The following is a 25,783-nucleotide window of genomic DNA, read 5'->3' as shown; positions in this document are numbered from 1 at the left end:
TGCGTGTGATCGGGGCGAGGATGGTGTCATGGCACGCATCCTCGTCACCGGCTCGACCGACGGTCTCGGCCGTGCGACGGCAGCAGCACTTCTCGACCTGGGTCACCAGGTGATCGTGCACGCGCGCAGCGCGGATCGGGCCGCGGCGGTCGCCGAGCTGACCGACCGTGGTGCCGACCGGATCATCGTCGACCTGGCCGATCGGCAGGCCGTGATGGATGCCGCGGCGGAGCTCGACGGGGGCGAAGCCATCGACGCCGTCATCCACAACGCCGGCGTGATCTCGGGCCCCGGCCTGCTGCCCGTGAACGTCGTCGCCCCGTACCTCTTCACCGCGCTGCTGCGCACCCCGACCCGGCACGTCTACCTCAGCAGCGGGATGCATCGCGGCGGGTCGACCGACCTCGCGGGCCTCGACTGGGACGGCGACCGTGTGACCGCCAGCTATTCCGACACCAAGCTGTTCGTCACGACGCTCTCCACGGCGGTCGCCGATCGGTGGGCACCGCGGGTCTCCGCCAACGCCGTCGACCCCGGCTGGGTGCCGACGAAGATGGGCGGTGCCGGCGCACCCGACGACTTCGACCTCGGCCACGAGACCCAGGAGCGTCTCGCGACCGATCCGCACCTCGCGGCCACCGGTGGCTACTGGCACCACGGCGAGCAGCGGCAGCCCCATCCGGCCGTCGCGGACCCGGCGTTCCAGCAGGAGCTGCTCGCCGTCCTCGCCGACGCGACGGGTGTCGAGCTGCCGACACGGTAGGGCGCAGTCGCGGCAGTGATGATCAGCCCTCGGCGTCGACCGACGTTTCGCGGTGCCCAGGACGAATCCCGGACCGTTCCGTGGATATCGGTCCGCGAAGCGTCGACTCCTCCGCGAATCGTCACTACGGTGATCCGCCGCGAGACCGCGAGTTACGCAGAATCGGATGGATATGACTGCACGCTCCGCATCTGCGGTAGATTCGCCCCATGCAGACCTATCGGATCGCCCGTGCCGCGCGACTCCTCGGAGTGAGCGACGACACCGTCCGGCGCTGGATCGATCACGGGCTCCTCCCGGTGACGGATGCCGTTCCGGCCGAGATCCCCGGCGACGCGCTCGCCGCCCGCGCGGTCGCGCTCGCCGAGGAGGCGAAGGCCGCGGACGACCTCCTGTCCAGTGCCCGCAACCGGTTCGTCGGCATCGTGACGCGCGTGCAGATCGAGGGGCTCATGGCCCAGGTCGATCTCCAGGCCGGTCCGCACCGCGTCGTCTCGCTGATGTCGGCCGAGGCGGCGCGCGAGCTGCAGCTCGAGGTCGGCTCGCTCGCCACCGCCTCCGTCAAGGCGACGCAGGTCGTCGTCGAAGTCCCGAAGGTCTGACACATGAATCGCACGTTCCGCCGCTCCGCCACCGCACTCCTCGCGGCCGCCGCGCTCGCCCTCACGGGGTGTGCGGGCGCCGCCGGATCCGCGCCGTCGACCTCGCCGACCGAGACGACGATGGAAAGTACCCTGAGCGGTGAGCTCACCGTCTACGCCGCCGCGTCGCTGTCGGGCGCCTTCGACGCGATCGCCGAGAAGTTCACGGCCGAGAATCCCGACGTGATGGTCAGCCCGGTCTACGACGGCTCCTCGACGCTGGTCACGCAGATCCTCGAGGGCGCTCCGGCCGACGTCTTCGCGTCCGCCGACGAGGCGAACATGGACAAGGCGAAGGATGCCGCGATCGACCCGGCGCTCTTCGCCTCCAACACGCTGGTCATCGCGGTTCCCGCCGGCAACCCCGGAGAGGTCAAGACTCTCGCCGACCTCGCCGACGCCACCACGGTTCTCTGCGCCCCCGAGGTGCCGTGCGGCGCGGCATCCGCGAAGCTCCTCACCGCCGCCGGGGTCACGGTCGAGGCTGCGAGCCTCGAGCAGAACGTGACCGCGGTGCTCACGAAGGTCGCGGCATCCGAAGCCGACGCGGGTCTGGTGTACGCGACGGACGTGGTCGGCCGCGACGACGTCGAGGTGATCGTGCCCGAGGGGGCTGAGGACGTCGTGAACCACTACCCGATCGCGGCTCTCGCCGATGCCGCGAACCCGGATGCCGCCGCGGCGTTCGTCGCCTTCGTGCTCTCGCCCGTCGGCCAGAAGATCCTCGCGGACTTCGGCTTCGGAAAGCCATGAGCGCGGGCGGTGCGCAGGGATACGCGCCCCGCGCGCTCGCCGTCCCCGCGCTGATCGGGCTGGCCTTCCTCATCCTCCCGCTCGCGGCGCTCGTCGGCCGCGTGCAGTGGTCGACCTTCGTCGCCGATGTGACGTCGGAGGCCGCTCTCTCGGCCCTCGCGCTGTCTCTCGGGACCGGACTCGTCGCCACACTGCTGTGCATCATCGTCGGGGTGCCGCTCGCGCTGTACATCGCCCGCTCGGGACCGCGCCTCGCCGCTGTGCTCCGCGCCGCGGTGACGGTCCCGCTCGTCCTGCCCCCGATGGTCGGCGGCGTCGCGCTGCTGTACCTGTTCGGTCGCGCGGGGTGGCTCGGTGGACTCGGGCTGTCGTTCAGCACGCCCGCGGTCGTGCTCGCGCAGACCTTCGTCGCCCTGCCGTTCCTGGTGCTCGCGGTCGAGGGCGCCGTGCGCACGTCCGGCGTCGACTATGAGCGCACCGCCGCGGCGCTCGGCGCGGGGCGGTGGACGATCCTCCGCCGCATCACCCTCCCGCTCGCTGCGCCGGGCATCGTGGCGGGCGTCGTGCTCTGCTTCGCCCGTGCCATCGGCGAGTTCGGGGCCACGGCGCTGTTCGCCGGCAACCGTCCCGGCGTCACCCAGACCATGCCCCTTGCGATCTACACCGCGTTCAACGGCGCCGGAGTCTCGCAGGGTGCGGCTGTCGCCCTCGCGCTGCTGCTGCTCGCCACCGCCATCGCCGTGCTGCTGCTGGTCCGCGGCTGGCGACCGGGAGCGGCGCGATGAGTGGGCTGAACGCGCACATCGTCGTGGCTCGTGAGCACTTCGCCGTCGACATCGCCCTGGATGTCGCGCCCGGCGAGACCGTCGCGGTGATGGGGCCGAGCGGCGCGGGCAAGTCGACGCTCCTCCAGGCGCTCGCCGGTCTCCAGCCGCTGACAGCCGGGGAGATCTCGGTCGGGGACCGCGTGGTCGATCGCGTGAACGCGCCGCGCGTGCGCACGGAGCCCAAGAACCGGGGCATCGTGCTGCTCGGGCAGGACGCCCGACTGTTCCCGCATCTGACCGTGCGCGAGAACGTGGCCTTCGGCCCCCGTGCGGGTGGTGCCGACGCCCGCTCCGCGCGCGATTCCGCCGATGAATGGCTGGTGCGCGTCGGCCTTCCGGGAGCAGGAGACCGGATGCCGCGAGAGCTCTCCGGCGGCGAGGGTCAGCGGGTCGCGGTGGCGCGTGCGCTCGCCGCGTCTCCGCGCGTGGTGCTCCTGGACGAGCCGCTCGTCGCGCTCGACCCGGAGACGGCGGGAGAGATCCGTCGGATGCTGCGCGACCAGCTCGCCGGGACCACGACGATCGCGGTCACGCACGATGCGGCGGATGCCGTGGCGCTGGCCGAGCGCCTGATCGTCATCGAGTCCGGTCGCGTGACGCAGAGCGGCCCCGTGCGCGAGGTGCTGGCGGCACCGGCATCCGGTTTCGTCGCCTCGATCGCCGGCGTCAACCGGGTCGTCGGGTTTGCGCGTGGCGGCGGGTGGTCGAACGGCGAGCTGCACCTGACGAGCACGGATGCCGCGTCGCGCGCGCTCGCCGCGACGGACGGTGCGGCGCTGGTCGCGGTGTTCCGCCCGCAGGATGTGCGGGTCGTCGACGCCGCGACAAACCCCGACGCGTGCCGCACGCAGATCACGCGGCTCGAGTCGACGCTCGCCGGGATCCGCGTGCACACTTCGTTCTGCCAGGTCGACGTCTCGCTCGCCGACGCGACGGGACTCGCACCGGGGGATCCGCTGCAGCTGCGGGTCGACCCGGCGGGCGTGCACTTCGTGGCGGGGCGCTGACGATCATCGCCGGCTGCTCGACAGATCGCTGGCCGTCGCTGGCAATGTGCCGGTCGTCGCCGTCCCGCCTACCCTCGACGGCGGATCGGGGGTTAGTCTCGGAGGATGACTACGCGCGAGGTGGAGCGATGACGGCCGTACCGGTCGTGATCGGCGTCCGCACGCCCGACGTCACGACCGCCAGCGGTGCTGTCCCGACGAGCGGTGCGCTCGTCGACACTCACGGCCGTGTGCACCGTGATCTCCGCATCTCGCTGACCGATCGCTGTTCGCTGCGCTGCACCTACTGCATGCCCGAGCAGGGCAACGAGTGGCTCGCGCGCGCCAGCATCCTCTCCACCGACGAGATCGTCGAGGTCGCCGAGGTGGCGGCCGCGCTCGGCATCCGCACGTTCCGGCTCACCGGAGGCGAGCCGCTGCTGCGCGCCGACATCGTCGACGTCGTCCGTCGGATCGCCCGCATCGAGGGGGAGGACGGCCCGGTCGAGGTCGCGATGACCACGAACGGCATCAGCCTCGCGAAGAAGCTCCCCGACCTCATCGCCGCCGGGCTCACGCGCCTCAACATCAGCATCGACACGGTCGACCGCCAGCGTTTCGCCGACCTCACCCGACGCGACCGCATCGAGGACGTGTTCGAGGGCATCGCCGCCGCCGCGGCATCCGAACTCCGTCCGCTCAAGCTCAACGCCGTCGCGATGCGCGGCGTGAACGACGATGAGCTGCCCGACCTCGTGGCCTTCGCGATGGGCGTCGGCGCGCAGCTGCGCTTCATCGAGCAGATGCCGCTGGATGCCGGGCACACGTGGGACCGCTCCACGATGGTGACCCGTGAGGAGATCCTCGAGAAGCTCGGCGAGCGCTGGCAGCTCGACCCGGTGCCCGGGCGCGGAGGAGCTCCGGCCGAGAAGTGGCGCATCGACGGCGGCCCGCACGAGGTCGGCGTGATCGCCTCGGTGACCGCACCGTTCTGCGGCGCCTGCGACCGCCTGCGCCTGACCGCCGACGGTCAGTTCCGCAACTGTCTGTTCTCGAATGCCGAGTACGACCTCACCGCGGTGATGAGGAGCGAAGGATCGGTGCCGGGACACCGCGCCGACGCCATCGCCGCGTTGCTGCGCTCCTGCGTGCACGGCAAGCTGCCCGGCCACGCGATCAACGACCCGTCGTTCCTCCAGCCCGCGCGCGGCATGAACGCCATCGGCGGCTGATCCGACCGAGGGGCCGTCGGCGTCAGGCCGCGTCTCGTTCCGCCGACACCGCGACGTTCGCGCGTCCGCCGTCGACGTCGAGCGTCGTCCCGTGCACGAACGAGGCGTCGTCGGAGACGAGATAGACGGATGCCGCCGCGATGTCGGCGGCCTCGCCCGCTCGCCCGGTGGGAGCATCCGCCATCAACGTGTCGGAGCGATGCGGAGCTTCGGGATCCGATCCGAGCGGGCGGATGACGCCGGGGGAGACGCCCACCACCCGGATGCCGCGCGGCCCGAGCTCCGATGACCACGCGCGCGTCAGCGCCTCCATCGCCGCCTTCGACGAGGAGTACAGCGGGCTCGACGGCACCGCGAGCCGCGCCACCCACGAGCCGAGGTTGAGGATCACTCCGTGGCTCGCAGCGAGCGCGGGGACGAGCGCCTGCACCAGGTGGAACGGTGCCTTCACGTTCACGCCGTAGACGAGGTCGAACAGATCGTCGCCCGCGTCGGCGGTGGAGTGCAGGGGGTAGACGCCCGCATTGTTGACGAGGATGTCGAGGCGGCCGCCGGTGAGAGCGAGGGCGTCTGCGGCCAGACCGGCGCTCGCCGAGGGGTCGCCCGTGAGATCGGCGCGCACGAAATCGGCGTGTCCGCCGGCCTCGCGGATCTCGGCGATCACCTGGGCGCCGCGATCCGCATCGCGTCCGGAGACGATGACCCGGGCACCTTCTGCGGCCAGGGCGGTGGCGATCGCGCGACCGATGTTGCTGGTGGCCCCCGTGACGAGGGCGATCTTGTTCTGCAGTCGGTTTGTCATGCGGGCGACGGTACGCCGCGCTTTCTGGACTCGCGAGTCCAGAAAGCGGGCAGGATGGAAGCATGACCCTGACAGCCAAGGGCTCCGCGACTCGAGACCGCATCCTCGAGACCACCGCGGCATACCTGCGCAGCGACGCCCCCGGTGAGATCACGCTCGACGACATCCGCGCGGTCACCGGGACCAGCAAGGGGCAACTGTTCCACTACTTCCCGGGCGGCAAGCAGGAGCTACTGCTCGCTGCCATCCGGCGCGAGGCCGATCGGGTGATCGATGATCAGCAGCCGCACCTCGACGATCTCACCAGTCGGAGCGGCTGGGAGCAGTGGAGCGCGGCGGTCGTCGCCCGCTATCGCGCACTCGGAGCGAACTGCCCGCTCGCCGCCCTCATGGACCAGGCCTCGACGCCCGGCGCCGCCGAGGTCATCTCCGCGCTTCTCCTCGACTGGCGGAAACGCCTCGCCCGCGGCATCCGATCCATGCAGGACGCCGGGGAGGCGAGGACCGATGCGGATGCCACGAAGGTCGCAGCATCCGTGATCGCCGGCATCCAGGGTGGTGTCCAGGTCCTGCGATCCACTGGTGAGACCGACACGCTCGAGGCGTCACTCGCCCTCCACCTGGAGTATCTGAACGGCTGATCCGCCACCGGTCGCGCTCTTGCGGTCGACGGGTGACTCCTGGGAGCATCACCTGGTGAGTGCAGCGAATGTCGATACCGAGAGCGTCGTCGACGTCGGGTCTCTGGCCGGCATCGATCGCGAACCGCAGCGCTGCGAGTGCGACCACGGCGACGAGACCGGCTACGCCCCCTGCGGACGCAAGGCCAAATGGCGCGTCACGATCGACTGCGTGTGCGGCGAGGGTCATCCGCGGCGCGTCGAGATCCTGTGCTCGCGGTGCATGCGGACGGCGCGACAGGAGTACGGACGCGAGGCGATCACGGTGCGACGCCTCTGACGACGCTCAGCCGAGGAACTCGCGCGCAGCCGAGGACAGAGCGGTCACGCCGACCTCGATGGTCGGGTGGATCTCCGGCGCGAAGTACGGCGAGTGGTTCGTCGGGATGTCCTTATCCAGGCGCCCGGCGGCGGCGGCCTCGGCGAAACGCGTCGGGTCGACTCCGCCCCAGAACCAGAAGACCAGGGGCACTCCGGCATCCCGTGCGAACCACGAGACGTCCTCGCTGCCGGTGAACATCCCGGGATCGATGACGGATGCCTCGCCCAGTGCCCGCTGCAGGGCGGCGGTCACCCGGACCGTGGCATCTTCGTCGTTGATCGTGGCCGGCAGCGTGTGCAGCGTGTGGATCTCGGGCTCGCGCTCGGCGCCGGAGGCGAGGGCCTCGGCGCGCACGATGCGCTCGACGCTCGCGAGCACCTTCTCGCGGGCTTCTTCGTTCGGGTAGCGCAGGCTCAGCTCGAGTGTCGCCTCTGCCGGGATGATGTTGTTCTTCAGGCCGGCGTGGATCGAGCCGACCGTCACGACGCCCACGCCCTGCGGGTCGATCTCGCGGGAGGCGATGGTCTGCAGCCGCATCACCGTGGCCGCCGCCATCACGACCGGGTCGATCGTGGAGTGCGGGCGGGAGCCGTGCCCGCCCCGGCCATGAAGGATGACCGTGAGACCGTCGGATGCCGCCATCTGGGTGCCGCTGCGCACGCCGATGATCCCGGCGGGGAGCGGGGTGACGTGCTGGCCCAGCACGACGTCGGGCTTCGGATAGCGGCTGAGGATGCCGTCGTCGAGCATCGCTCGCGCACCGGCGCCGTACTCCTCTGCGGGCTGGATCAGCACCACGAGCGTGCCCGTCCAGTCGGCCTTCTCGGCGACGAGCTTCTCGACCGCGCCGACCATCGCCGTGACGTGCATGTCGTGCCCGCAGGCGTGCATGACCGGGACGGTGTTCCCCGAGGGGTCCACGCCCTTGGCGGTGCTCGCGTAGGCCAGGCCGGTCTGCTCCTCGACGGGCAGGGCATCCATGTCGGCGCGCACCCAGACGACCGGGCCTGCGCCGTTCTCGAGAACTCCGACGACGCCGGTGACCCCGACGCCCTCCTCGACCTCGAGGCCCAGATCGCGCAGGTGAGCAGCGGCGATGCCGGCGGTGCGCGTCTCCTGGAACGAGAGCTCGGGATGCTGGTGCAGGTCGATGTAGAGCGCTTCGAGGTCGATCGTCATGGCCCCGAGCCTACTCGGGGATGCATTGTGCCGACCCGGCCCCTTCTGCTCGAGCCAGCCCTCTGTGGTGCGCGATAAGGGGGTGGCTCGCAGGAAAAGGGCCGGGTCCGCGGAGTATTCGAGCGGAACCTTGTCAGCCCTCGCGGGAGTACGTTCCCAGCTCCGGACCCGGGTGCAGGACGCCGTTCACGATCGCCCGGATCGCGAACTCGCTCGCCCCGCCGAGTTCGATGGTGCCGGGGTGCAGGAGCCACTGCAGTTGCAGGCCGTCCATGACCGCGAGGATGCCGGCGGATGCCGCGGCGATGCTCTGCGGATCGTCGACGCCCTCCTGGGCGCAGAGCTCGTGGAAAGCTGCGGTCACCTCGCGGCGCAGGGTCGTGTACCGCTCCTCGAAGTACTCGCGGCCCGGGTGGTCGTCGGTGACGGACTCCGAGGAGAGCACCGTGTACGCCTGCACGATGCCGGGGCGCTTCTCGTTCGCGAAAGCCGTGCGCACGAGGTGGAGGAAGAGTTCGGGCCCGCCGGGGATGTGCTTCTTCTCGAGGGCGGCCACATCCGCCTGATCGCGGTAGGAGAGCACCTCGAGAAGGAGCTTCTGCTTGGAGCCGAAGTGATGCAGGACGCCGGCGTGGGTGATACCGACCTGCTCGGCCACATCGGCGAGAGTGCCGTTGGTCGACCCCTTGTTACCGAAGATCTCGACCGCGGCCTTGAGGATCTGCTCGCGCTTGGCACGGGTCGACGGACGCACCTTCGACTCGTCGTCCACCACGCTGATCCCCTTCGTCGGCCGTGCACTTGCCATCTTACTTACCAGTGGGTAACCTCACCAATACTTACTTTCTCGCCAGTAAGTGAATGTCCCCCACGCAGCACAACGACCGTGCCCAAGGAGAAGCAATGAAGCTCAGGAAATCCCTGATCGCCGTCACGGCGATCACCGCCCTCGGAATCTCGGCCCTCGCCGGCTGCTCCGCCGGCGGGAACGACGACGCCGGCTCGGGCGAGTCGGCCGCCCTCACGATCGCGAAGCCCGACGGCGCGATCACCACCGAGTCGAACAACCCGTTCGTCGGCGACTCGTCCGCCTCGAAGTACGGCTACGGCAAGGTCATCTTCGAGACGCTCGGCCTCGTCAACCAGACCGGCGACCGCGAAGTGACCCCCTGGCTGGCCGAGAGCATCGAGTGGAACGACGACTACACCGCCGTGACCGTGGTCCCGCGCAAGGACGTCACCTGGAGCGACGGCGAGCCGTTCACCGCCGACGACATCGTCTTCACCTACGAGCTCGTCTCGACTCCGGCGCTCGACACCGCAGGTCTCCAGTTCGAAGGCGCGACAGTCGAAGGCGACGCCGTGACCCTGACCTTCGGGCAGTCGAAGTTCGTCAACCAGGCCCGTGTGCTGCATGTGCCGATCGTCCCCAAGCACATCTGGGAGAACCTCGACGAGCCGGCCACCGACCCCGTCAAGGGCGACGACCTCGTCGGCACCGGCCCCTACGCGCTGTCGAACTGGTCGACCGAGTCGGTCACCCTCGAGGCGCGCGACGACTACTGGGGCGGCGACCTGGCCGTGCCCGAGCTGCACTACGTCTCCTACGGCGACAACACCGCGCTGACCACCGCGCTCGCCCAGGGCGAGGCCGACTGGGCCCAGGCGTTCATCCCGCAGATCGAGGAGCAGTTCCTCTCCGCCGATCCCGAGCACAACAAGTTCTGGGCCGCCCCGACCACCGGGTCCGCGACGCTCTTCATGAACCTGCACCAGAAGCCGTTCGACGACCCCGCGTTCCGTCAGGCTCTCGCCTGGGTGATCGACCGCGACGCCTACGTCGACATCGCCCGCGAGGGCGCCAGCGAGCCGGTCTGGTCGGTCACCGGACTGTCCTCGATCCTCGAGGACGAGATCCAGCCCGAGTTCCAGGGCGAGGAGTACTCGGTCGACGCCGAGAAGGCCCGCGGCGTCCTGAAGGACGCCGGCTACACGTGGGACGGCGACGCGCTCATCGATCCCGACGGCACGCCCGTCTCCTTCACGCTCTCGGTTCCCTCCGGATGGAGCGACTGGAACACCGCGCAGGAGCTGATCGCCGAAGACGTCTCGGACTCGATCGGCGCTGAGGTGAAGATCGACATGCCCGACTGGGGCGGCTGGCAGGGCCCGCGTGACGACGGCACGTTCTCGGCCATCATCCACTGGCTCGAGGACAGCGGTACCGCCTACGGTCTCTACACGTCCACCATGGACCCGCGCTGGATCTCGCCCGACGGCATCGCCGGATTCAACTTCGGACGCTTCGAGGACCCGGCGGCCACCGAGGCGCTGAACACCTACGCGAACGCCGCCTCCGACGAGGAGCGCACGGCCGCGCTCGACACCATGCAGAGGATCTTCGTCGATCAGGTTCCGGCGATCCCGCTGGGTGCGCACCCGCTGCTCGGCGAGTTCAACACGCGGAACTACGTCGGCTGGCCGTCGGAGGAGGACCCGTACGCATCGGCCGACCCGACGCAGCAGAACATCGTGCAGATCCTCACGAAGCTGAAGCCCGCCGAGTAAGCACCCGATGGGGAGGCCCGGTCTCGACCCTCTTGACGGGGCTTCGACAGGCTCAGCCATCCAGCACTGGGTCCCTGAGCTTGTCGAAGGGCCGGCGCCTCCCCCTCTGATCGATGAAGGAACACACCCCCATGTCAGACCCCCTCCTCACCGTGCGCGACTTCTCGGTCGTGTACGACGTCGATCCGCCGGTCGAGGCGGTGACCGATGTCACGCTGGAACTCCAGCGCGGCGAGATCCTCGGACTCGCCGGCGAGAGCGGATGCGGCAAGACCACGCTCGCGTACGGCGTGCAGCGACTGCTGCGCGCGCCGGCCGTCATCACCGGCGGAGACGTCGTCTTCCACGACGCATCCGGCGACGACGTCGACATCAACGCCCTCGACGTCGACGCGATGCAGCGCTTCCGCTGGGACAAGGTCTCGATGGTCTTCCAGGGGGCGATGAACGCCCTCAACCCGGTCGACACGATCGGCTCGCAGCTCGAGGACGTCTTCGAGATCCACCGCCCGGGGATGAACCGCCGCCAGCGCCGTGCCGAGGCCGAAGAACTGCTCGAGATCGTCAAGGTCGGACGCCAGCGCATGCGGTCCTTCCCGCACGAGCTCTCGGGCGGCATGCGGCAGCGCGTGATGATCGCGATGGCCCTCGCGCTGCGGCCCCAGCTCATGGTGATGGACGAGCCGACCACCGCGCTCGATGTGCTGGTGCAGCGGGAGATCATCAAGCAGATCTCGCAGCTGCGGCACGAGTTCGGCTTCTCGGTGATCTTCATCACCCACGACCTCCCCCTGCTCCTCGAGATCAGCGACCGGATCGCGATCATGCGCGAGGGACGCATAATCGAGCTCGCGAGCGCCGAGGAGATCTGGCGGCGTCCGCAGCACGAGTACACGAGGACCCTGCTGTCGTCGTTCCCCCGGCTGACCGGGGAGAGAGGGGTGCTGGTCCGATGACCACGCTCGAATTCCGCGGCGTCACGAAGAGCTACAACGTCCGCGGCGCCGGCCGCATCAAGGCGCTCGACGACGTCAGCTTCACGCTGACCTCGGGCCGCACGATCGGCCTGGTCGGCCAGTCCGGCAGCGGCAAGTCGACGATCGCGAAGATCCTCACGCAGCTGGAGACCCCGACCAGCGGCGAGGTGCTGCTCGACGGACAGTCGATCCCGCGTCGCGGGAAGGGACTGCGCCGCTACCGGCAGCAGCTGCGCATGGTCTTCCAGGACCCGTTCGCCTCGCTCAACCCGTACCACTCGATCCGCTACCACCTCGAGCGGCCGATCCGCCTCGACGCGGTCGTGCCGAAGAAGGACACCGACGCCGAGGTCCGCCGATTGCTCGCCCGGGTGCGCCTCGATGCGGATGCCGTGATCGACCGCCGCCCGCACGAGCTCTCCGGCGGCCAGCGCCAGCGCGTCGCCATCGCCCGCGCGCTCGCCTCGCGGCCGTCGCTGCTCGTCGCCGACGAACCCGTGTCGATGCTCGACGTCTCGATCCGTCTCGGCGTGCTCACTCTGCTCGCCGATCTGCAGCGCGAGGAGGGCCTCGGCGTGCTCTACATCACCCACGACCTCGCCACCGCCCGCCACTTCAGCGACGAGATCATGGTGCTCAACCAGGGGCGGGTCGTCGAGTACGGCACCGCCGACGACGTCATCCTGAACCCCCAGAACCCGTACACCCGCGAACTGCGCGCGGCGTCTCCCGATCCGGAGAAGCACTTCGCCTCGACCGGAGGTGCCCTGTGACCACCGCATCGCCCCACCTCGACGACGACCTCGTCGCGAACGACGCCCTCGAAGTCGGCACCACCGCGACGACCGCCGAGCGCGCGCGACGACCAGTGCCCTGGCGCTTCTTCGCCGGCCGCGCGGCGTTCTACCTCTTCACCCTCTGGGCCGCCCTCACGATCAACTTCTTCCTGCCGCGTTTCATGAAGGGCGACGCGGTCAGCTCGTACCTGGCGCGCAACCGCAACGTGAGCCCGGAGGCCGCCGACTCGCTCCGCATCCTCCTGGGCATCGACACCGACAAGTCGATCTGGCAGCAGTACCTCGAATATTGGGGCATGCTGTTCCGCGGCGACCTCGGCATCTCGACGCTCCACGGCCTGCGGCCGGTCGGCGAGGTGCTGTCGGCCGCCCTGCCCTGGACGCTCGGGCTGGTCGGGCTCGCGACGATCATCTCGTTCGCGATCGGCACGATCGGCGGGGCGATCGTCGGGTGGCGGCGCGGCAGCAGGCTCGACGCCCTGATCCCGATCACGACGTTCTTCAACACGATCCCGTACTTCTGGCTCGGTCTGATCGCGATCGCGATCTTCTCCTCGACGCTGAAGTGGTTCCCCTCGTCGCACGCCTACGACAAGGGGCAGTCGCCGGAGTGGAGCTTCGACTTCATCGGCCAGGTGATCATGCACGGCACGCTGCCGGCGCTGACCATCATCATCGCGTCGCTCGGCGGATGGATGCTCGGCATGCGCAACATGATGCTGACCGTGCTCGACGAGGACTACATCACCGTCGCGCAGGCGAAGGGCATGCCGAACCGCCGCGTGCTGTGGGCCTATGCCGCCCGCAATGCCGTGCTGCCGCAGATCCAGAGCTTCGCGCTCTCGATCGGGTTCATCGTCGGCGGCACGATCGTGATGGAGATGGTCTTCAGCTACCCCGGCGTCGGCAAGCTCCTGCTCGACGCCACCAACGCCAAGGACTATGCGCTCATGCAGGGCGTGTTCCTCGTGATCACGCTCTCGGTGCTCGTCGCGAACATCCTCGCCGATGTCGTGTACGCCTACCTCGATCCGCGCACTCGTCAGACGGAGGCCTGAGATGACCGTTCCCACCACCGCCGGAACCACCGCGCCCGACGGGTCGCCGGTCGCCTCGGGGATGCCGGAGACGGCGACCCTGCGCGCGCCGGCATCCGTCCCTCCGGAGCAGCGGACCTTCCGCTCGCAGCTCGCGCAGGCGTTCGCGATGTTCCGCAACCGCAAGTCGATCGCCGGGCTCATCATCCTCGGTGTCTTCGTGCTCGTCGCGATCCTCGCCGATTGGATCGCCCCCTACGGTGCGACCCAGAAGGACCGCTCGGCGCTGCGGCAGCCGCCGTCGTTCGAGCACTGGCTCGGCACCACCCACATGGGCGAGGACGTGCTCAGCCAGATCATCTTCGGCACGCGCGGCGTGATCGTCGTCGGCTTCCTCTCCGCCGCCATCGCCACGGTCATCGCGATCACGATCGGGGTCATCTCGGGCTATGTGCGCGGCTGGAAGAGCGAGTCGCTCTCGGCCCTGACCAACGTGTTCCTGGTGATCCCCGGCATCCCGCTGATCATCATCATCGCGTCGCAGTTCGAGAACCCGCCGCTGATCGTGATCGCCGCGGTCCTCGGCCTGACCGGCTGGGCATGGGGCGCGAGAGTGCTGCGCGCCCAGACGATGTCGCTGCGCAACCGCGACTTCATCCAGGCGGCGCGGGCCAACGGCGAACCCCTGCGCCGCATCATCACCGTCGAGATGCTGCCGAACCTCATGGCGCTCATCGCGTCGAGCTTCGTCGGCACCGTGACCGCCGCGATCCTTGGTCTCACGACGCTCGCCTTCATCGGCGTGATCCCGGTCAGCAACCTGAACTGGGGCACGATCCTGTTCTGGGCGCAGCAGAACGGTGCATTCCCCCGGCTGTGGTGGTGGTACGTTCCTGCAGGTCTCTGTATCGCCATCATCGGCGTCGCGCTCTCGCTCATCAACTTCGGCATCGACGAGTACGTCAACCCGCGGCTGCGCTCGGCGGGCGAGCGGGCCAGGGCCATGAAGAAGAAGGGGCTGAACGTGAACGAGGCGGTCACCGCCGTGCGCAGCATCCCGACCTCCCCGAAGACCACGAAGACACAGAACACGAAGTGATGACCTCTCCCACGCTGACGACCACCCTCCCGTACCAGGACCCCGCGCTGCCGATCCCCGAGCGCGTCGCCGACCTCCTCGGTCGCATGACGCTGGAGGAGAAGATCGGGCAGATGCTGCAGCTCGACGCACGCGACGATCTGGACGACCACATCCTGCGCCGCCTGGCCGGGTCGATCCTGCACACCTCGCCGGAGCGCATCCTGCGGGCGAACGAGCTGACCGCCGAGACCCGCCTGCGGATCCCGCTGCTCGTCGCCGAGGACTGCATCCACGGCCACTCGTTCTGGCCGGGCGCGACGATCTATCCGACGCAGCTCGGCATGGCTGCGTCGTGGGATGCCGAGCTGCTCGAGCGCGTCGCCCGCGCCACGGCGGAGGAGGTCGCCGTCACCGGCATCCACTGGACGTTCTCGCCGGTGCTCTGCATCTCGCGCGACCTGCGCTGGGGGCGGGTGAGCGAGACGTTCGGCGAGGATCCGTTCCTCATCGGCGAGCTCGCCAGCGCCATGGTGCGCGGCTATCAGGGCGACGGTCTCGACGATCCCACCGCGATCCTCGCGACGGCCAAGCACTTCGCGGGCTACTCCGAGACGCAGGGTGGACGCGATGCGAGCGAGGCCGACATCTCGCGGCGGAAGCTCCGGTCCTGGTTCCTCCCGCCGTTCGAGCGCGTGGCCCGTGAGGGCTGCCGGTCGTTCATGCTCGGCTACCAGACCATGGACGGCGTGCCGATCACGACGAACGAGTGGCTGCTCAGCGACGTGCTGCGCGGCGAGTGGGGGTACACCGGGACCCTCATCACCGACTGGGACAACGTCGGGCGGATGGTCTGGGAGCAGCGCATCCAGCCCGACATCGCGCACGCGGCGGCTGCGGCGGTGCGGGCCGGGAACGACATGATCATGACGACGCCCGGGTTCTTCGAGGGCACGCTGGATGCCGTGGCGCAGGGTCTCCTCGTGGAGGACGCCTTCGACGCCGCAGCCGCGCGGATCCTCACGCTGAAGTTCGAGCTGGGGCTCTTCGAGGACCCGCGGCTTCCGGGAGTGGAGCTGGATGCCGTCGTCGGCAGCGCCGCGCACGCCGAGCTCAACCTCGAGATGGCCCGCCGCTCGATCGTGCTGCTCGAGAACAACGGCGTGCTGCCGCTCGACGCCACGGCCCCGCTCCGGGTCGCGGTCGTGGGTCCCCTCGCCGACGACGCGCAGACGCAGCTCGGCGACTGGGCGGGAGGGTCGGGACAGGCCGGCTGGCTCGACGGGCAGCCGCGCGACATGATCACGACCGTGCGCGACGGGCTTCAGGGCGTCGACGGCTGGAGCGTCGTGTACGCCCGTGGCGCCGACATCCTCACGCTCGAGGAGGACCCGCAGGGCGCGTTCTTCCCGGATCACCAGCCGCGACCGCCGGTGGTGAAGCCGTGCGCGCCCGATGAGGCTCTGATCGCCGAGGCCGTGGCTGCGGCATCCGCCTCCGACGTGGTCGTCGCCGTGGTGGGAGACCGCATCGAGCTCGTGGGAGAGGGGCGCTCGACCGCGACCCTCGAACTCATCGGCGGACAGAACGCGCTGCTCGACGCGCTGATCGCCACCGGGAAGCCGGTCGTCGTGGTGCTGCTCGCCTCGAAGCCGCTCGTGCTCCCGGCATCCGTGCAGCAGGCGGCGGCCGTGATCTGGGCCGCGAACCCGGGGATGCAGGGCGGGCGTGCGCTCGCCGAGATCATCGCCGGCGCTGTGGAACCCTCGGGGCGTCTGCCGATCTCCTTCGCGCAGCACGTGGGCCAGCAGCCGACGTACTACAACCAGATCCGCGGGCAGCACGGCGATCGGTACGCCGACCTCACCCAGTCGCCCGCCTGGGCGTTCGGCGAGGGCCGCTCTTACACGACGGTCGAATACTCCGATCTCGTGCTCGAGGAGACGGTTCTCTGCGTCAGCGACACGATCGTCGGTCACGTCACGGTGTCGAACACAGGGGAGCGTCCCGTGCGCGAGACCGTGCAGGTGTACGTGCGGGATGCGGTCACGAGCGTGAGCTGGACCGACAAGGAGCTCAAGGCGTATCGACAGGTCGACATCGAGCCGGGGGAGTCGGTGCGCGTGCGGCTAGAGCTGCCGGTGGCCGACTGCACGATCGTGGATGCCGCCGGCATCCGTCTCGTCGAGCCGGGGGCGTTCGAGCTGCTCGTCGGCCCGTCGTCGCGGGACGAGGTGCTGCTCTCGGCGGGCTTCGCCGTCTCCTGAGCTCGGCGTTCGCCGACGCTCCTCGATTTGACCTCAACTGCGCTTGAGGTTTTAGGTTGGTCATGTGGCTCCGACGAGGGCCGATCGACCCGAACGAGGATGGCGTGACCCGAACGAAGACCACTCGATGACCTATGTCATCGCCCTGCCGTGCGTCGATCTGAAGGACAAGGCCTGCATCGACGAGTGCCCTGTCGACTGCATCTACGAGGGTGAACGCTCGTTGTACATCCACCCGGACGAGTGCGTCGACTGCGGCGCCTGTGAACCCGTGTGTCCCGTCGAGGCGATCTACTACGAGGACGACCTGCCCGACGAGTGGCAGGAATACTACAAGGCCAACGTCGAGTTCTTCGACGAGATCGGATCGCCGGGAGGCGCCGCCAAGACGGCGATGCTGTCGTTCGACCACCCCGTCGTCGCCGCCCTTCCGCCGCAAGGAGCGCACGCATGACCATCGCCGAACCACGCATCGCCATCGTCGGGGCAGGACCTGCCGGCATCTACGCCGCCGACATCCTGCTCGGGCGCGTGCCGCACGCCTCGATCGACCTCTTCGAGAAGCTCCCCGCACCGTATGGGCTGGTCCGGTACGGCGTCGCCCCCGATCATCCACGCATCCGCAAGATCACCGACGCGCTGCACGATGTGCTCGTGAATCCCCGCATCCGGCTGCGCTGCAATGTCGAGATCGGCGTCGACGTCACGGTCGACGCGCTCCGCGCAGCCTACGACGGAGTGATCATCGCGACGGGTGCCGACCTCGACGTCGCACTCGACATCCCCGGCATCGACCTGCCGGGATCGTTCGGTGCGGCGGAGTTCGTCGCCTGGTACGACGGGCACCCGGACACGGCGCGCACCTGGCCGCTCGCGGCCGAGTCGGTCGCCGTGCTCGGCGCCGGCAACGTGGCGCTCGATGTCACCAGGATCCTCGCGAAGCACGCCTCGGCGCTGACGCGCACCGACACCCCGGACGCGGTGCTCGACGGTCTCGCTGCGAGCCCAGTGCGCGATGTGCACCTCTTTGCGCGACGCGGTCCTGCCGACGTGCGCTTCTCCGCGATGGAGCTGCGGGAGCTGGCCGAGCAGGACGACGTCGATGTGATCGTCGACCCCGAGGAGCTCGCTCTCGACGCGCACGCCGAGCGGATGGTGGCGCAGTTCACGCAGCGCCGCATCATCGTGCGCACCCTGACCGAGTGGGCCGCGCTCGATCCGGCGGACCGCACGGGCTCGCGCCGCATCCACCTGCATCTGCGGCAGCGTCCGGTCCGACTGCTCGGCACGGACAGGGTCATCGGGATCGAGATGGAGCGCACGGCATCCGACGAGCTGGGCCGCATGGTCGGCACCGGGGAGCTGCTGCGCTACGACGTCGGGGCCGTCTACCGTGCTGTGGGATATCGGTCGACGCCGGTTCCCGGGGTGCCGTTCGCCGCGGATCCGGGCGTCGTTCCGCACATCGAGGGCCGCGTGGTGGATGTCGACGGATCGCCCATTCCGCGGCTCTACGCCACGGGCTGGATCAAGCGGGGACCGGTCGGCCTCATCGGCTCGACCAAATCGGATGCCGCCCAGACGGTCGGCCACCTCGTCGACGATCTCGCGGCTGCCGACGATGTACGCGAGGCCCACGACGATGATCCGATCGGCCACCTCGCGCACGCCGTCGATCTCAACGGCTGGCTGCGGATCGATGCCGCGGAACGCGGCGCCGGAGCCGAACGAGGACGCGAGCGCACCAAGATCGTCGATCGCGCGGAGATGCTCGAACATGCCACGCAGGGACAGAGGATGGAGATCGCTCGATGAACACGGCACCCGTGCCCACGCCGATCGGCGAAGGGCTCAAGGCAGCATTCCGCACGCACCCCGCCGGGGTCGCGATCATCACGGCGAACACCCCGGATGGTCCGGTCGGGCTCACGGCGTCGAGCGTCGCGTCGGTGGCCGTCGATCCCGCCGCGATCGTGTTCTCGGTGACCCGTGCGACCGGCAGCGCCGGGGCGATCCTCGCGGCGGACTCCTTCGTCGTGCACCTGATCGACGACGACCACTCCGCTCTCGCGCAGACCTTCGCGGTCAGCGGCTCCGAGCGGTTCACGACGGAGCAGGGATGGGCGACGCTGCCGACCGGTGAGCCGCACCTCGCGGAAGCCCGGGTCGCGCTGCGGTGCCGGCCCATCCAGACCGTGCCGGTCGGCTCGTCGACCGTGGTCATCGCCGAGGTGCTCGAGGTGCTTCCCGGAACAGCCGGGCGACCGCTCGTCTACCTCGACCGCCGCTTCCACCCTCTGCCGCACGACACCCACCTCTGAAAGGAAGACACCATGTCCGCTCTCTACACGCTCCTCGAGCTCCCGTACGACTACTCCGCGCTCGAGCCGCACATCTCCGGCAAGATCATGGAGCTGCACCACTCGAAGCACCACCAGGCCTATGTCACCGGCGCGAACACGGCGCTCGAACAGCTCGCGACGGCACGCAGCGCCGGCGACCTTGCGAACGTGAACAAGCTCGAGAAGGACCTGGCGTTCAACCTCGGCGGCCACATCAACCACTCGGTGTTCTGGCAGAACCTCTCGCCCGAGGGCGGCGGGGCTCCCGAAGGCGAGCTCGAGGCCGCGCTCGTCGACGCGTTCGGGTCGATCGACGCCTTCCGTGCGCATTTCACCGCCACGGCACTCGGCGTGCAGGGCTCCGGCTGGGCCGTGCTCGCCTGGGATTCCGTGGGCGCGCGGCCGGTGATCTTCCAGCTCTTCGACCAGCAGGGCAATGCACCGCTCGGCGTCACGCCGCTGCTGCAGCTCGACGTGTGGGAGCACGCCTACTACCTCGACTACCTCAACGTGCGCGCCGACTACGTGAAGGCGTTCTGGGAGCTCGTGAACTGGCCGGACGTGCAGCGTCGGTTCGCGGCTGCACGCACGGCGACGAAGGGCCTCATCGTCGCGCCGTGAGCTCCCGCCTCTTGGCGAACCGGCCCTCTTCGTGCGACCCGGCCCGTTTCGGACGTCCGCAACGGGCCGGGTCGTGCAGAAGGGGGCGGGTCGGCAGGGCAGGTCAGACGAGGCGCGCCGTCGTCCCGCGCACGTTCAGCTCGTAGGGCAGGGCGGCCGGGATGCGCACGGCATCCGGCTCCGAGAGCTTCGCGAGCACGGCATCCGCTGCTCGTTCCCCCTGCCCGAGCGGGAACTGGTCGACCGTCGTGAGGCGGAAGAACTCGCCCAGCTCATGGCCGTCGATGCCGACGATCGACAGGTCGTCCGGCACCCCGAAGCCCAGGTCGCGAGCGGCGAGGAGCGCGCCGATCGCCATCTCGTCGGATGCGGCGAACACGGCGGTCGGGCGGGGCCCCGGACGACCCAGCAACTGCTTCGCCGCGCGGTAGCCGCCCTCCACCGTGAAGTCCGCAGGCTCCAGGAACGCGGGGTTCAGGGGGATGCCGGCCTTCGCCAGCGCCCGCTCGAACCCCAGCCGTCGGTTGGTCGGGATGTGGAAGTCGAGGTCGAACTCGGGGTTCGCCCCGATGTGCGCGATGTCGGTGTGACCGAGGCCGATGAGGTGCTCGGTGGCCAGCTGCGCCACGGCGACGTCGTCGACCGTCAGGGTGTCGAGCTTGGGGTTCGGTCCGCCGATCGCGATGACGGGAAGCCCGAGCTCGAGCAGGTACTGCGTCTCGTCCTCGTCGAGCTCGATCGACACCGCGATCACGGCATCCACCCGCTGACGGCGCAGGAACGTGTCGAACACGTGCCGGCGCACATCCTTGTCGGCGGTGATGTTGTAGAGCGTGATGTCGTAGCCCTCGCGCATCAGGGCGGCGGAGACCCCAGACAGCACGGTGCTGAAGAACCACCGGTCGAGGAACGGCACCACGACGCCGATGTTCCGCGTGCGCCCCGAGGCCAGGCTCGAGGCCCGCGAGGAGACGACGTAGCCGAGCGTCTGCGCCGCCGCCTGCACGCGCTCCCTGGCCGACGCGGAGACCTGCCCGCGGCCGCTCAGCGCACGCGAGACGGTCGCCGTGGAGACGCCGGCGAGCCGGGCCACCTCATCGATGCTCGCCATGCGGTTCCTCCGTCGGATCCTGCTCCGGTCGCGATATCTGTCGGCTCACGGGCGGTGGAGCGGCAGATATCGCGACCGGAACGGAAGGGTGATCAGGCCGTCGTGTACCAGGCGGCCGTGTCGACGGGGAGCGAGGTGCCGTCGAACGGCTGGCTCGACAGGACGACCGTCGCGCCGGCGGGCAGCTCGAGCGGTGCGGTGCCGAGGTTGGCGACCACGTGCACGTCGCCGCGGCGGAAGGCCACGGCGTCCGCTCCCGCGTCCTCCCACACGAGCGAGCCGCTGCCGAAGCCGTGCTCGCGGCGTGCCGCCAGCAGCTCCTTGTAGAGCGACAGCGTCGACGTCGGGTCGGCCTCTTCGACATCGCGGGCGTACGTCGCCCAGCTCGCCGGCTGCGGCAGCCACGAGGCACCGGTGTCGTTGAACCCGAAGGCGGTGCCCTCGGCGGTCCAGGGCAGCGGCACGCGGCATCCGTCGCGTCCGTAGCGCTCGCCGTTCGTACGGAACCAGGTCGGGTCCTGACGGAACGCGTCGGGGATCTCCATCGCCTCGGGAAGGCCGAGCTCCTCGCCCTGGTAGAGGTAGGCGGATCCGGGGAGGGCCAGCATCAGCGTGGTCGCCGCGCGGGCGCGCGCCAGTCCGATCGCGGTGTCGGGCTTGTCCGGGGTGTTCGGTCCGATCCCCTCGCCCTGCGGGTTCTCGGCCGTCAGCGCGAGGCGGCTCGCGTGACGAACGACGTCGTGGTTCGAGAGCACCCAGGTGCTCGGGGCGCCGACCGCGCCGAACGCGTCGAGCGATTCGCGGATGACGTCCGCGAGCTCCTTCGCGTCCCACGGGGTCATGAGGTACGGGAAGTTGAAGGTCTGGTGCATCTCGTCGGGGCGCACCCAGAGCGCGGTCTGCTTCAGCGTCGGCATCCAGGCCTCGCCGCACAGCGCGCGGTCGCCGTCGTACTCGGCGAGCACCTCGTGCCAGTCGCGGTAGATGTCGTGCACGCCCTCCTGGCCCCAGTACGGCACGTTCGCCTCGCCGCCGCCCATCGAGTCGGCGTCGGCCGGGGGCGTGTAGTCGGGCAGGCCGTCGGCCTTGATCATGCCGTGCGCGACGTCGACGCGGAACCCGTCGACACCGCGGTCGAGCCAGAAGCGCAGGATCGAGCGGAACTCCTCGCGCACCTCTTCGTTGTTCCAGTCGAAGTCGGGCTGCGTGGGGTCGAAGATGTGCAGGTACCACTGACCGGGCGTGCCGTCGGCCTCGACGATGCGCTCCCACATTCCGCCGCCGAACACGGACTCCCAGTTGTTCGGCGGGAGCTCGCCGGTCTCGCCCTGGCCGTCGCGGAAGATGTAGCGCGCGCGCTCGGGGCTGCCCGGCGCGGCCTTCAGGGCTTCCTGGAACCAGGCGTGCTGCGCCGAGGAGTGGTTCGGGACCAGGTCGACGACCACACGGATGCCGCGGGCATGGGCCTCAGCGAGCATCTCGTCGAAGTCGGCGAGGGTGCCGAAGAGCGGGTCGACGTCGCGGTAGTCGGCGACGTCGTAGCCGGCGTCGCGCTGGGGGCTCGTCATGAAGGGGCTGAGCCAGATCGCATCGACGCCGAGGTCCTTCAGCGAGTCGAGCCGCGCGGTGATGCCCGGCAGATCGCCGATGCCGTCGCCGGAGGCGTCCGCGAAGGAGCGGGGATAGATCTGGTAGATGACGGCGCTGCGCCACCACTCGGAACCGGGGGCTGCGATCTGTTCAAGCTGTGCCATGGGACGAGACTAGTGCAAACGCTTACATTCCCGCCAGATGGGCGATCGAATCGGTTCGGAGCAGGAGAGCGGATGCGCGCGCCGTCGGTGCTTGCAGGAGTCCGGCCGTCCGAGGAGTAGCCTGACGGCATCCGATTCGAGGAGGCAATGATGGTTCCCGAGATCAACTACTGGGCGGTTCTGCTGGCCACGGCGTCGAGTATGCTCGTCGGCTCGATCTGGTACGCCCCGAAGGTGTTCGGCACGCGCTGGTCGAAGCTCGCGAACGTCGACATGGATCGGCCGGCCGCGACGGCGATGTGGCCCATCATCACCACCGTCATCGTGAGCTTCCTCACCGCGTGGGTGCTCGCCGGAGCATCCGCCATCTCCTGGCACTTCTACGGCGGCCCGTTCTTCTGGGGCACGATCGTGACGGGCGTGACGCTCTGGGCCGGATTCACGGCCGCCCGCTTCATCACGCACGACGCCTTCGAGGGGCGCTCGACCAGACTCACCACCCTGAACATCGCGCACGAGCTCGTCACGGTGCTGGTGATGGCCGTGATCATCGGCGTGTGGCCGCCCGCGCTCGCATAGTTCGACGTGCGGAGAGTGAACACTAGACTTTCGCCGCTTCCCCGGATGGACCCGAGGGGCGAGGCTTTTCCTGCGACTTCCTGGTCGTGCGATGCGCCCGCTTCCGACCGAGGGGTCCCATGTCCGGTTCTCCGCGCCGATACGCGCCCTGGGCGATCGTCACCGTGCTCGTCGCCGCGACCGTGTTCGCGGGGGCGGTGCCGGCCGTGTCGGCCGGCGTCACGTCGGCCGATGAACCCACGCCGACGGTGAACGCCCTCGATCCGGAGCAGTCCGTCGCTCTGGCCTACGAGTTCCTCGACGCCCGCGTCGACGAGTTCTGCGACGGCGCCGGCCACTGCCTCCCCCGGAGCTACCAAGGCGGGTTCTTCACCACTCCGAGCTGGGACTTCACGCCGTCGTTCGTCTACGACGACGCGCTGGTGGTGATCGCCTACACGTCCCGCGGCCTGCCCGCCGACCTCCGTCACGCGCAGGCGATCGGCGACACGCTGCTGTTCGTCCAGGCGGAGGACCCGATCGGCGACGGTCGCGTGCGCACCTCGTACGAACCGCACGGCATCCGTCAGGGGCGAGTGGAGATCACGGGCCCCGGCACGTTCACCGGGAACCAGGCCTGGGTCGGCATGGCGCTCGCGCGTCTCTTCCACGCGACGGGAGAGACGAAGTATCTCGACGGGGCGCTGCGGATCGCCGAGTGGATCCAGACGAACACCGCCGACATGATCCGCGCCCCCTACGGATACACGGGCGGCCAGGTGGACGACGGCACCTCGCTGACGTGGAAGTCGACCGAGCACAACAGCGACATCTCCGGGTTCTTCACTCAGCTGGCACAGCTCACCGGCGATGCGGTGTGGGCGGATCGGGCAGCCGTCGCCGCCGGTTTCGTCGCAGCGATGCAGAGCGCGGACGGTCATGTCGACACCGGCACGGGCCTCGACGGATCGACGATCAACACCCGTCCCGTGCCCCTGGATGCGCAGACGTGGAGCTACCTGGGCACCGGCGACCCGCGCTACGGTGCGGCGCTGGACTGGACCCTCGCCAACCTGATCGCGAACGATGGTCCGTACACGGGGCCCTCGATCAGTGACACCGACGTCTCGAAGGTGTGGTTCGAGGGTGCGGGCAACCTCGCGCTCGGGCTCCGGCTGCGCGACGGACAGGGCGATGCGGATCGCGCGGAGACCCTGCTCGACAGCATCCGGCTGGTGCAGCGCGACGCCGCGAACGGCGACGGAAAGGGGATCGTGGCGACGTCGACGGACGGCCTCGACTCCGGCTTCGGCGACCTGTACTACGCGAGCCTGCACACGGGCGCGACGGCCTGGTACCTGCTCGCAGAGGCGGGGGACAACCCCTTCCGCCTGCCGGTGGATTGAGGGAGAACTAGGCGGCGACGCGGGCGACCGCGGCGACCGCGCTCGCGAAGAAGCCGAGCCCGTCGATCCCGCTGCGCATCGCGACCGCGGTGTCGGGGCCGAAGCCCGGCTCGACCGAGTGCTCGGGGTGCGGCATGAGCCCCACGACGTTGCCTGCCTCGTTCGTGAGTCCGGCGATGTCGCGCAGGGAGCCGTTGGGGTTCACGCCGGCGTAGCGGAACGCGACCAGGCCCTCGCCCTCCAGGCGGTCCAGCGTCGCGTCGTCGGCGATGTAGCCGCCGTCCCCGTTCTTGAGCGGGATGACGATCTCCTGACCGGCGCGGAACGTGTTCGTCCAGGCCGTGTCGGAGTTCTCGACCGTGAGCTTCTGGTCGCGACGCACGAAGTGCTGGTGGTCGTTGCGGATCAGACCGCCGGGCAGCAGGTGCGCCTCGACGAGCATCTGGAAGCCGTTGCAGATGCCGAGGATCGGCATGCCCTTGGCCGCGGCATCCTTCACCTCGGCCATGATCGGCGAGAGGGCGGCGATGGCTCCGGCGCGCAGGTAGTCGCCGTAGCTGAAGCCGCCGGGCAGCACGAGGGCGTCGACGCCCTCGAGGTCGTGCGAGCCGTGCCAGAGCGCGACGGGCTCGGCGCCCGCGATGCGGACGGCGCGCTGCGCGTCACGGTCGTCGAGCGAGCCGGGGAAGGTGACGACGCCGATGCGGACGGTCATTCGACGACCTCGACGCCCACCACGTCCTCGATCACGGAGTTGGAGAGCACCTCGTCGGCGACGCGCTTCGCCTCGGCGAGCAGCTCGTCGGTGACCTCGCCCTCGACCGTGAGCTCGAAGCGCTTGCCGATGCGGACGTCGGTGAAGCCCTCGACGCCCAGACGGGCGAATGCGCCGGAGACGGCCTTCCCCTGCGGGTCGAGCAGTTCGGACTTGGGCATGACGTCGACGACGATGGTGGGCATCGTGATCCTCCAGGCGGCCGCAGGCCGTAGCTATGGTCATTGAGCGACGACGCTTCGTCTCGCTTCGCTCGCTCAGTGCAGGTCTTAGCGAGGAGTCGAAACGCCGGAAGTCGCGGGAAGGC

General features: G+C 69.6%; 27 protein-coding genes. 20 read left to right on the top strand and 7 right to left on the bottom strand.

Annotated elements, in window-relative coordinates:
* Nucleotides 1-28: 28 nt before the first annotated feature.
* From ABD648_RS10375 to moaA, 6 genes are all read left to right on the top strand, one after another.
* Entirely contained in the window at nt 29-763 is a 735-nt protein-coding gene (locus ABD648_RS10375; protein WP_282214876.1) for an SDR family NAD(P)-dependent oxidoreductase, read from the top strand.
* A gap of 209 nt (nt 764-972) precedes the next feature.
* Nucleotides 973-1,365, top strand: coding sequence for a TOBE domain-containing protein (locus ABD648_RS10370; RefSeq protein WP_282214875.1), 393 nt, complete (start codon nt 973-975; stop codon nt 1,363-1,365).
* A 3-nt stretch (nt 1,366-1,368) separates the two neighbouring features.
* A complete protein-coding gene (gene modA / locus ABD648_RS10365) occupies nt 1,369-2,157 on the top strand; it encodes a molybdate ABC transporter substrate-binding protein (RefSeq protein WP_282214874.1) in 789 nt (262 codons plus the stop codon).
* Nucleotides 2,154-2,942 (top strand): molybdate ABC transporter permease subunit, encoded by a 789-nt coding sequence (gene modB / locus ABD648_RS10360; protein WP_282214873.1) that lies wholly within the window; start codon nt 2,154-2,156, stop codon nt 2,940-2,942. Before modA ends, modB begins: the two co-directional genes overlap by 4 nt.
* Entirely contained in the window at nt 2,939-3,991 is a 1,053-nt protein-coding gene (locus ABD648_RS10355) for a sulfate/molybdate ABC transporter ATP-binding protein (protein WP_282214872.1), read from the top strand. The genes modB and ABD648_RS10355 overlap by 4 nt, the downstream gene beginning before the upstream one ends.
* A gap of 128 nt (nt 3,992-4,119) precedes the next feature.
* Complete coding sequence (moaA, locus tag ABD648_RS10350; RefSeq protein ID WP_282214871.1) at nt 4,120-5,202, top strand: GTP 3',8-cyclase MoaA; 1,083 nt, start codon at nt 4,120-4,122, stop codon at nt 5,200-5,202.
* A gap of 22 nt (nt 5,203-5,224) precedes the next feature.
* On the opposite strand, the gene ABD648_RS10345 is transcribed toward moaA, so the two are convergent.
* Entirely contained in the window at nt 5,225-6,004 is a 780-nt protein-coding gene (locus tag ABD648_RS10345) for an SDR family NAD(P)-dependent oxidoreductase (RefSeq protein ID WP_282214870.1), read from the bottom strand.
* 62 nt (nt 6,005-6,066) lie between these two features.
* Between ABD648_RS10345 and ABD648_RS10340 the strand changes: the two genes are divergently transcribed.
* Nucleotides 6,067-6,645: a TetR/AcrR family transcriptional regulator gene (locus tag ABD648_RS10340; RefSeq protein ID WP_282214869.1), complete on the top strand. Its 579-nt coding sequence runs from the start codon at nt 6,067-6,069 to the stop codon at nt 6,643-6,645.
* A gap of 55 nt (nt 6,646-6,700) precedes the next feature.
* Nucleotides 6,701-6,964 carry a hypothetical protein gene (locus ABD648_RS10335; protein ID WP_282214868.1) on the top strand — a complete coding sequence of 88 codons (264 nt, stop codon included), beginning with the start codon at nt 6,701-6,703 and terminating at the stop codon, nt 6,962-6,964.
* 6 nt (nt 6,965-6,970) lie between these two features.
* Here the strand turns inward: ABD648_RS10335 and ABD648_RS10330 are convergent, their stop codons facing one another.
* Both ABD648_RS10330 and ABD648_RS10325 read right to left on the bottom strand, forming a co-directional pair.
* Nucleotides 6,971-8,185 (bottom strand): amidohydrolase, encoded by a 1,215-nt coding sequence (locus ABD648_RS10330; protein WP_282214867.1) that lies wholly within the window; start codon nt 8,183-8,185, stop codon nt 6,971-6,973.
* Nucleotides 8,186-8,318: 133 nt separating this feature from the next.
* The gene (locus ABD648_RS10325) at nt 8,319-8,993 is read right to left on the bottom strand and encodes a TetR/AcrR family transcriptional regulator (RefSeq protein WP_425561705.1); all 675 of its coding nucleotides are present in this window, start codon (nt 8,991-8,993) and stop codon (nt 8,319-8,321) included.
* Between the two features lie 95 nt (nt 8,994-9,088).
* Here ABD648_RS10325 and ABD648_RS10320 point away from each other — a divergent pair, with 95 nt between their 5' ends.
* From ABD648_RS10320 to ABD648_RS10275, 10 genes are all read left to right on the top strand, one after another.
* Complete coding sequence (locus ABD648_RS10320) at nt 9,089-10,753, top strand: ABC transporter substrate-binding protein (RefSeq protein WP_282214865.1); 1,665 nt, start codon at nt 9,089-9,091, stop codon at nt 10,751-10,753.
* Between the two features lie 131 nt (nt 10,754-10,884).
* Complete coding sequence (locus ABD648_RS10315; protein ID WP_282214864.1) at nt 10,885-11,709, top strand: ABC transporter ATP-binding protein; 825 nt, start codon at nt 10,885-10,887, stop codon at nt 11,707-11,709.
* On the top strand, nt 11,706-12,503 hold the full coding sequence (locus ABD648_RS10310) for an ABC transporter ATP-binding protein (RefSeq protein ID WP_282214863.1): 798 nt from the start codon (nt 11,706-11,708) through the stop codon (nt 12,501-12,503). Before ABD648_RS10315 ends, ABD648_RS10310 begins: the two co-directional genes overlap by 4 nt.
* Nucleotides 12,500-13,585, top strand: coding sequence for an ABC transporter permease (locus ABD648_RS10305; protein ID WP_282214862.1), 1,086 nt, complete (start codon nt 12,500-12,502; stop codon nt 13,583-13,585). Before ABD648_RS10310 ends, ABD648_RS10305 begins: the two co-directional genes overlap by 4 nt.
* A 1-nt stretch (nt 13,586) precedes the next feature.
* A complete protein-coding gene (locus tag ABD648_RS10300) occupies nt 13,587-14,663 on the top strand; it encodes an ABC transporter permease (protein ID WP_282214861.1) in 1,077 nt (358 codons plus the stop codon).
* Entirely contained in the window at nt 14,663-16,909 is a 2,247-nt protein-coding gene (locus tag ABD648_RS10295; RefSeq protein WP_282214860.1) for an exo-beta-d-1,3/1,6-glucosidase, read from the top strand. The genes ABD648_RS10300 and ABD648_RS10295 overlap by 1 nt, the downstream gene beginning before the upstream one ends.
* Nucleotides 16,910-17,036: 127 nt before the next feature.
* The gene (fdxA, locus tag ABD648_RS10290) at nt 17,037-17,363 is read left to right on the top strand and encodes a ferredoxin (RefSeq protein WP_282214859.1); all 327 of its coding nucleotides are present in this window, start codon (nt 17,037-17,039) and stop codon (nt 17,361-17,363) included.
* Nucleotides 17,360-18,724, top strand: coding sequence for an FAD-dependent oxidoreductase (locus ABD648_RS10285; protein ID WP_282214858.1), 1,365 nt, complete (start codon nt 17,360-17,362; stop codon nt 18,722-18,724). The genes fdxA and ABD648_RS10285 overlap by 4 nt, the downstream gene beginning before the upstream one ends.
* Nucleotides 18,721-19,230: a flavin reductase family protein gene (locus ABD648_RS10280; protein ID WP_282214857.1), complete on the top strand. Its 510-nt coding sequence runs from the start codon at nt 18,721-18,723 to the stop codon at nt 19,228-19,230. Before ABD648_RS10285 ends, ABD648_RS10280 begins: the two co-directional genes overlap by 4 nt.
* Before the next feature lie 12 nt (nt 19,231-19,242).
* Entirely contained in the window at nt 19,243-19,872 is a 630-nt protein-coding gene (locus tag ABD648_RS10275; RefSeq protein WP_282214856.1) for a superoxide dismutase, read from the top strand.
* A gap of 103 nt (nt 19,873-19,975) precedes the next feature.
* Here the strand turns inward: ABD648_RS10275 and ABD648_RS10270 are convergent, their stop codons facing one another.
* Nucleotides 19,976-20,983 carry a LacI family DNA-binding transcriptional regulator gene (locus ABD648_RS10270; RefSeq protein ID WP_116635978.1) on the bottom strand — a complete coding sequence of 336 codons (1,008 nt, stop codon included), beginning with the start codon at nt 20,981-20,983 and terminating at the stop codon, nt 19,976-19,978.
* Between the two features lie 92 nt (nt 20,984-21,075).
* Nucleotides 21,076-22,737 (bottom strand): glycoside hydrolase family 13 protein, encoded by a 1,662-nt coding sequence (locus ABD648_RS10265; protein WP_282214855.1) that lies wholly within the window; start codon nt 22,735-22,737, stop codon nt 21,076-21,078.
* A 150-nt stretch (nt 22,738-22,887) separates the two neighbouring features.
* Here ABD648_RS10265 and ABD648_RS10260 point away from each other — a divergent pair, with 150 nt between their 5' ends.
* Together ABD648_RS10260 and ABD648_RS10255 are read left to right on the top strand one after the other, a co-directional pair.
* Nucleotides 22,888-23,316 (top strand): DUF1761 domain-containing protein, encoded by a 429-nt coding sequence (locus ABD648_RS10260; protein WP_282214854.1) that lies wholly within the window; start codon nt 22,888-22,890, stop codon nt 23,314-23,316.
* Between the two features lie 119 nt (nt 23,317-23,435).
* Complete coding sequence (locus tag ABD648_RS10255; RefSeq protein WP_282214853.1) at nt 23,436-24,701, top strand: hypothetical protein; 1,266 nt, start codon at nt 23,436-23,438, stop codon at nt 24,699-24,701.
* Nucleotides 24,702-24,708: 7 nt separating this feature from the next.
* Here the strand turns inward: ABD648_RS10255 and purQ are convergent, their stop codons facing one another.
* Complete coding sequence (gene purQ, locus ABD648_RS10250) at nt 24,709-25,416, bottom strand: phosphoribosylformylglycinamidine synthase subunit PurQ (protein WP_282214852.1); 708 nt, start codon at nt 25,414-25,416, stop codon at nt 24,709-24,711.
* Nucleotides 25,413-25,661: a phosphoribosylformylglycinamidine synthase subunit PurS gene (gene purS / locus ABD648_RS10245; RefSeq protein WP_282214851.1), complete on the bottom strand. Its 249-nt coding sequence runs from the start codon at nt 25,659-25,661 to the stop codon at nt 25,413-25,415. Before purS ends, purQ begins: the two co-directional genes overlap by 4 nt.
* Between the last annotated feature and the right edge of the window lie 122 nt (nt 25,662-25,783).

Source organism: Microbacterium luteolum, from assembly GCF_039533965.1.
Taxonomy (GTDB): domain Bacteria; phylum Actinomycetota; class Actinomycetes; order Actinomycetales; family Microbacteriaceae; genus Microbacterium; species Microbacterium luteolum.
This window is presented reverse-complemented; position numbering and strand designations above follow the sequence as displayed.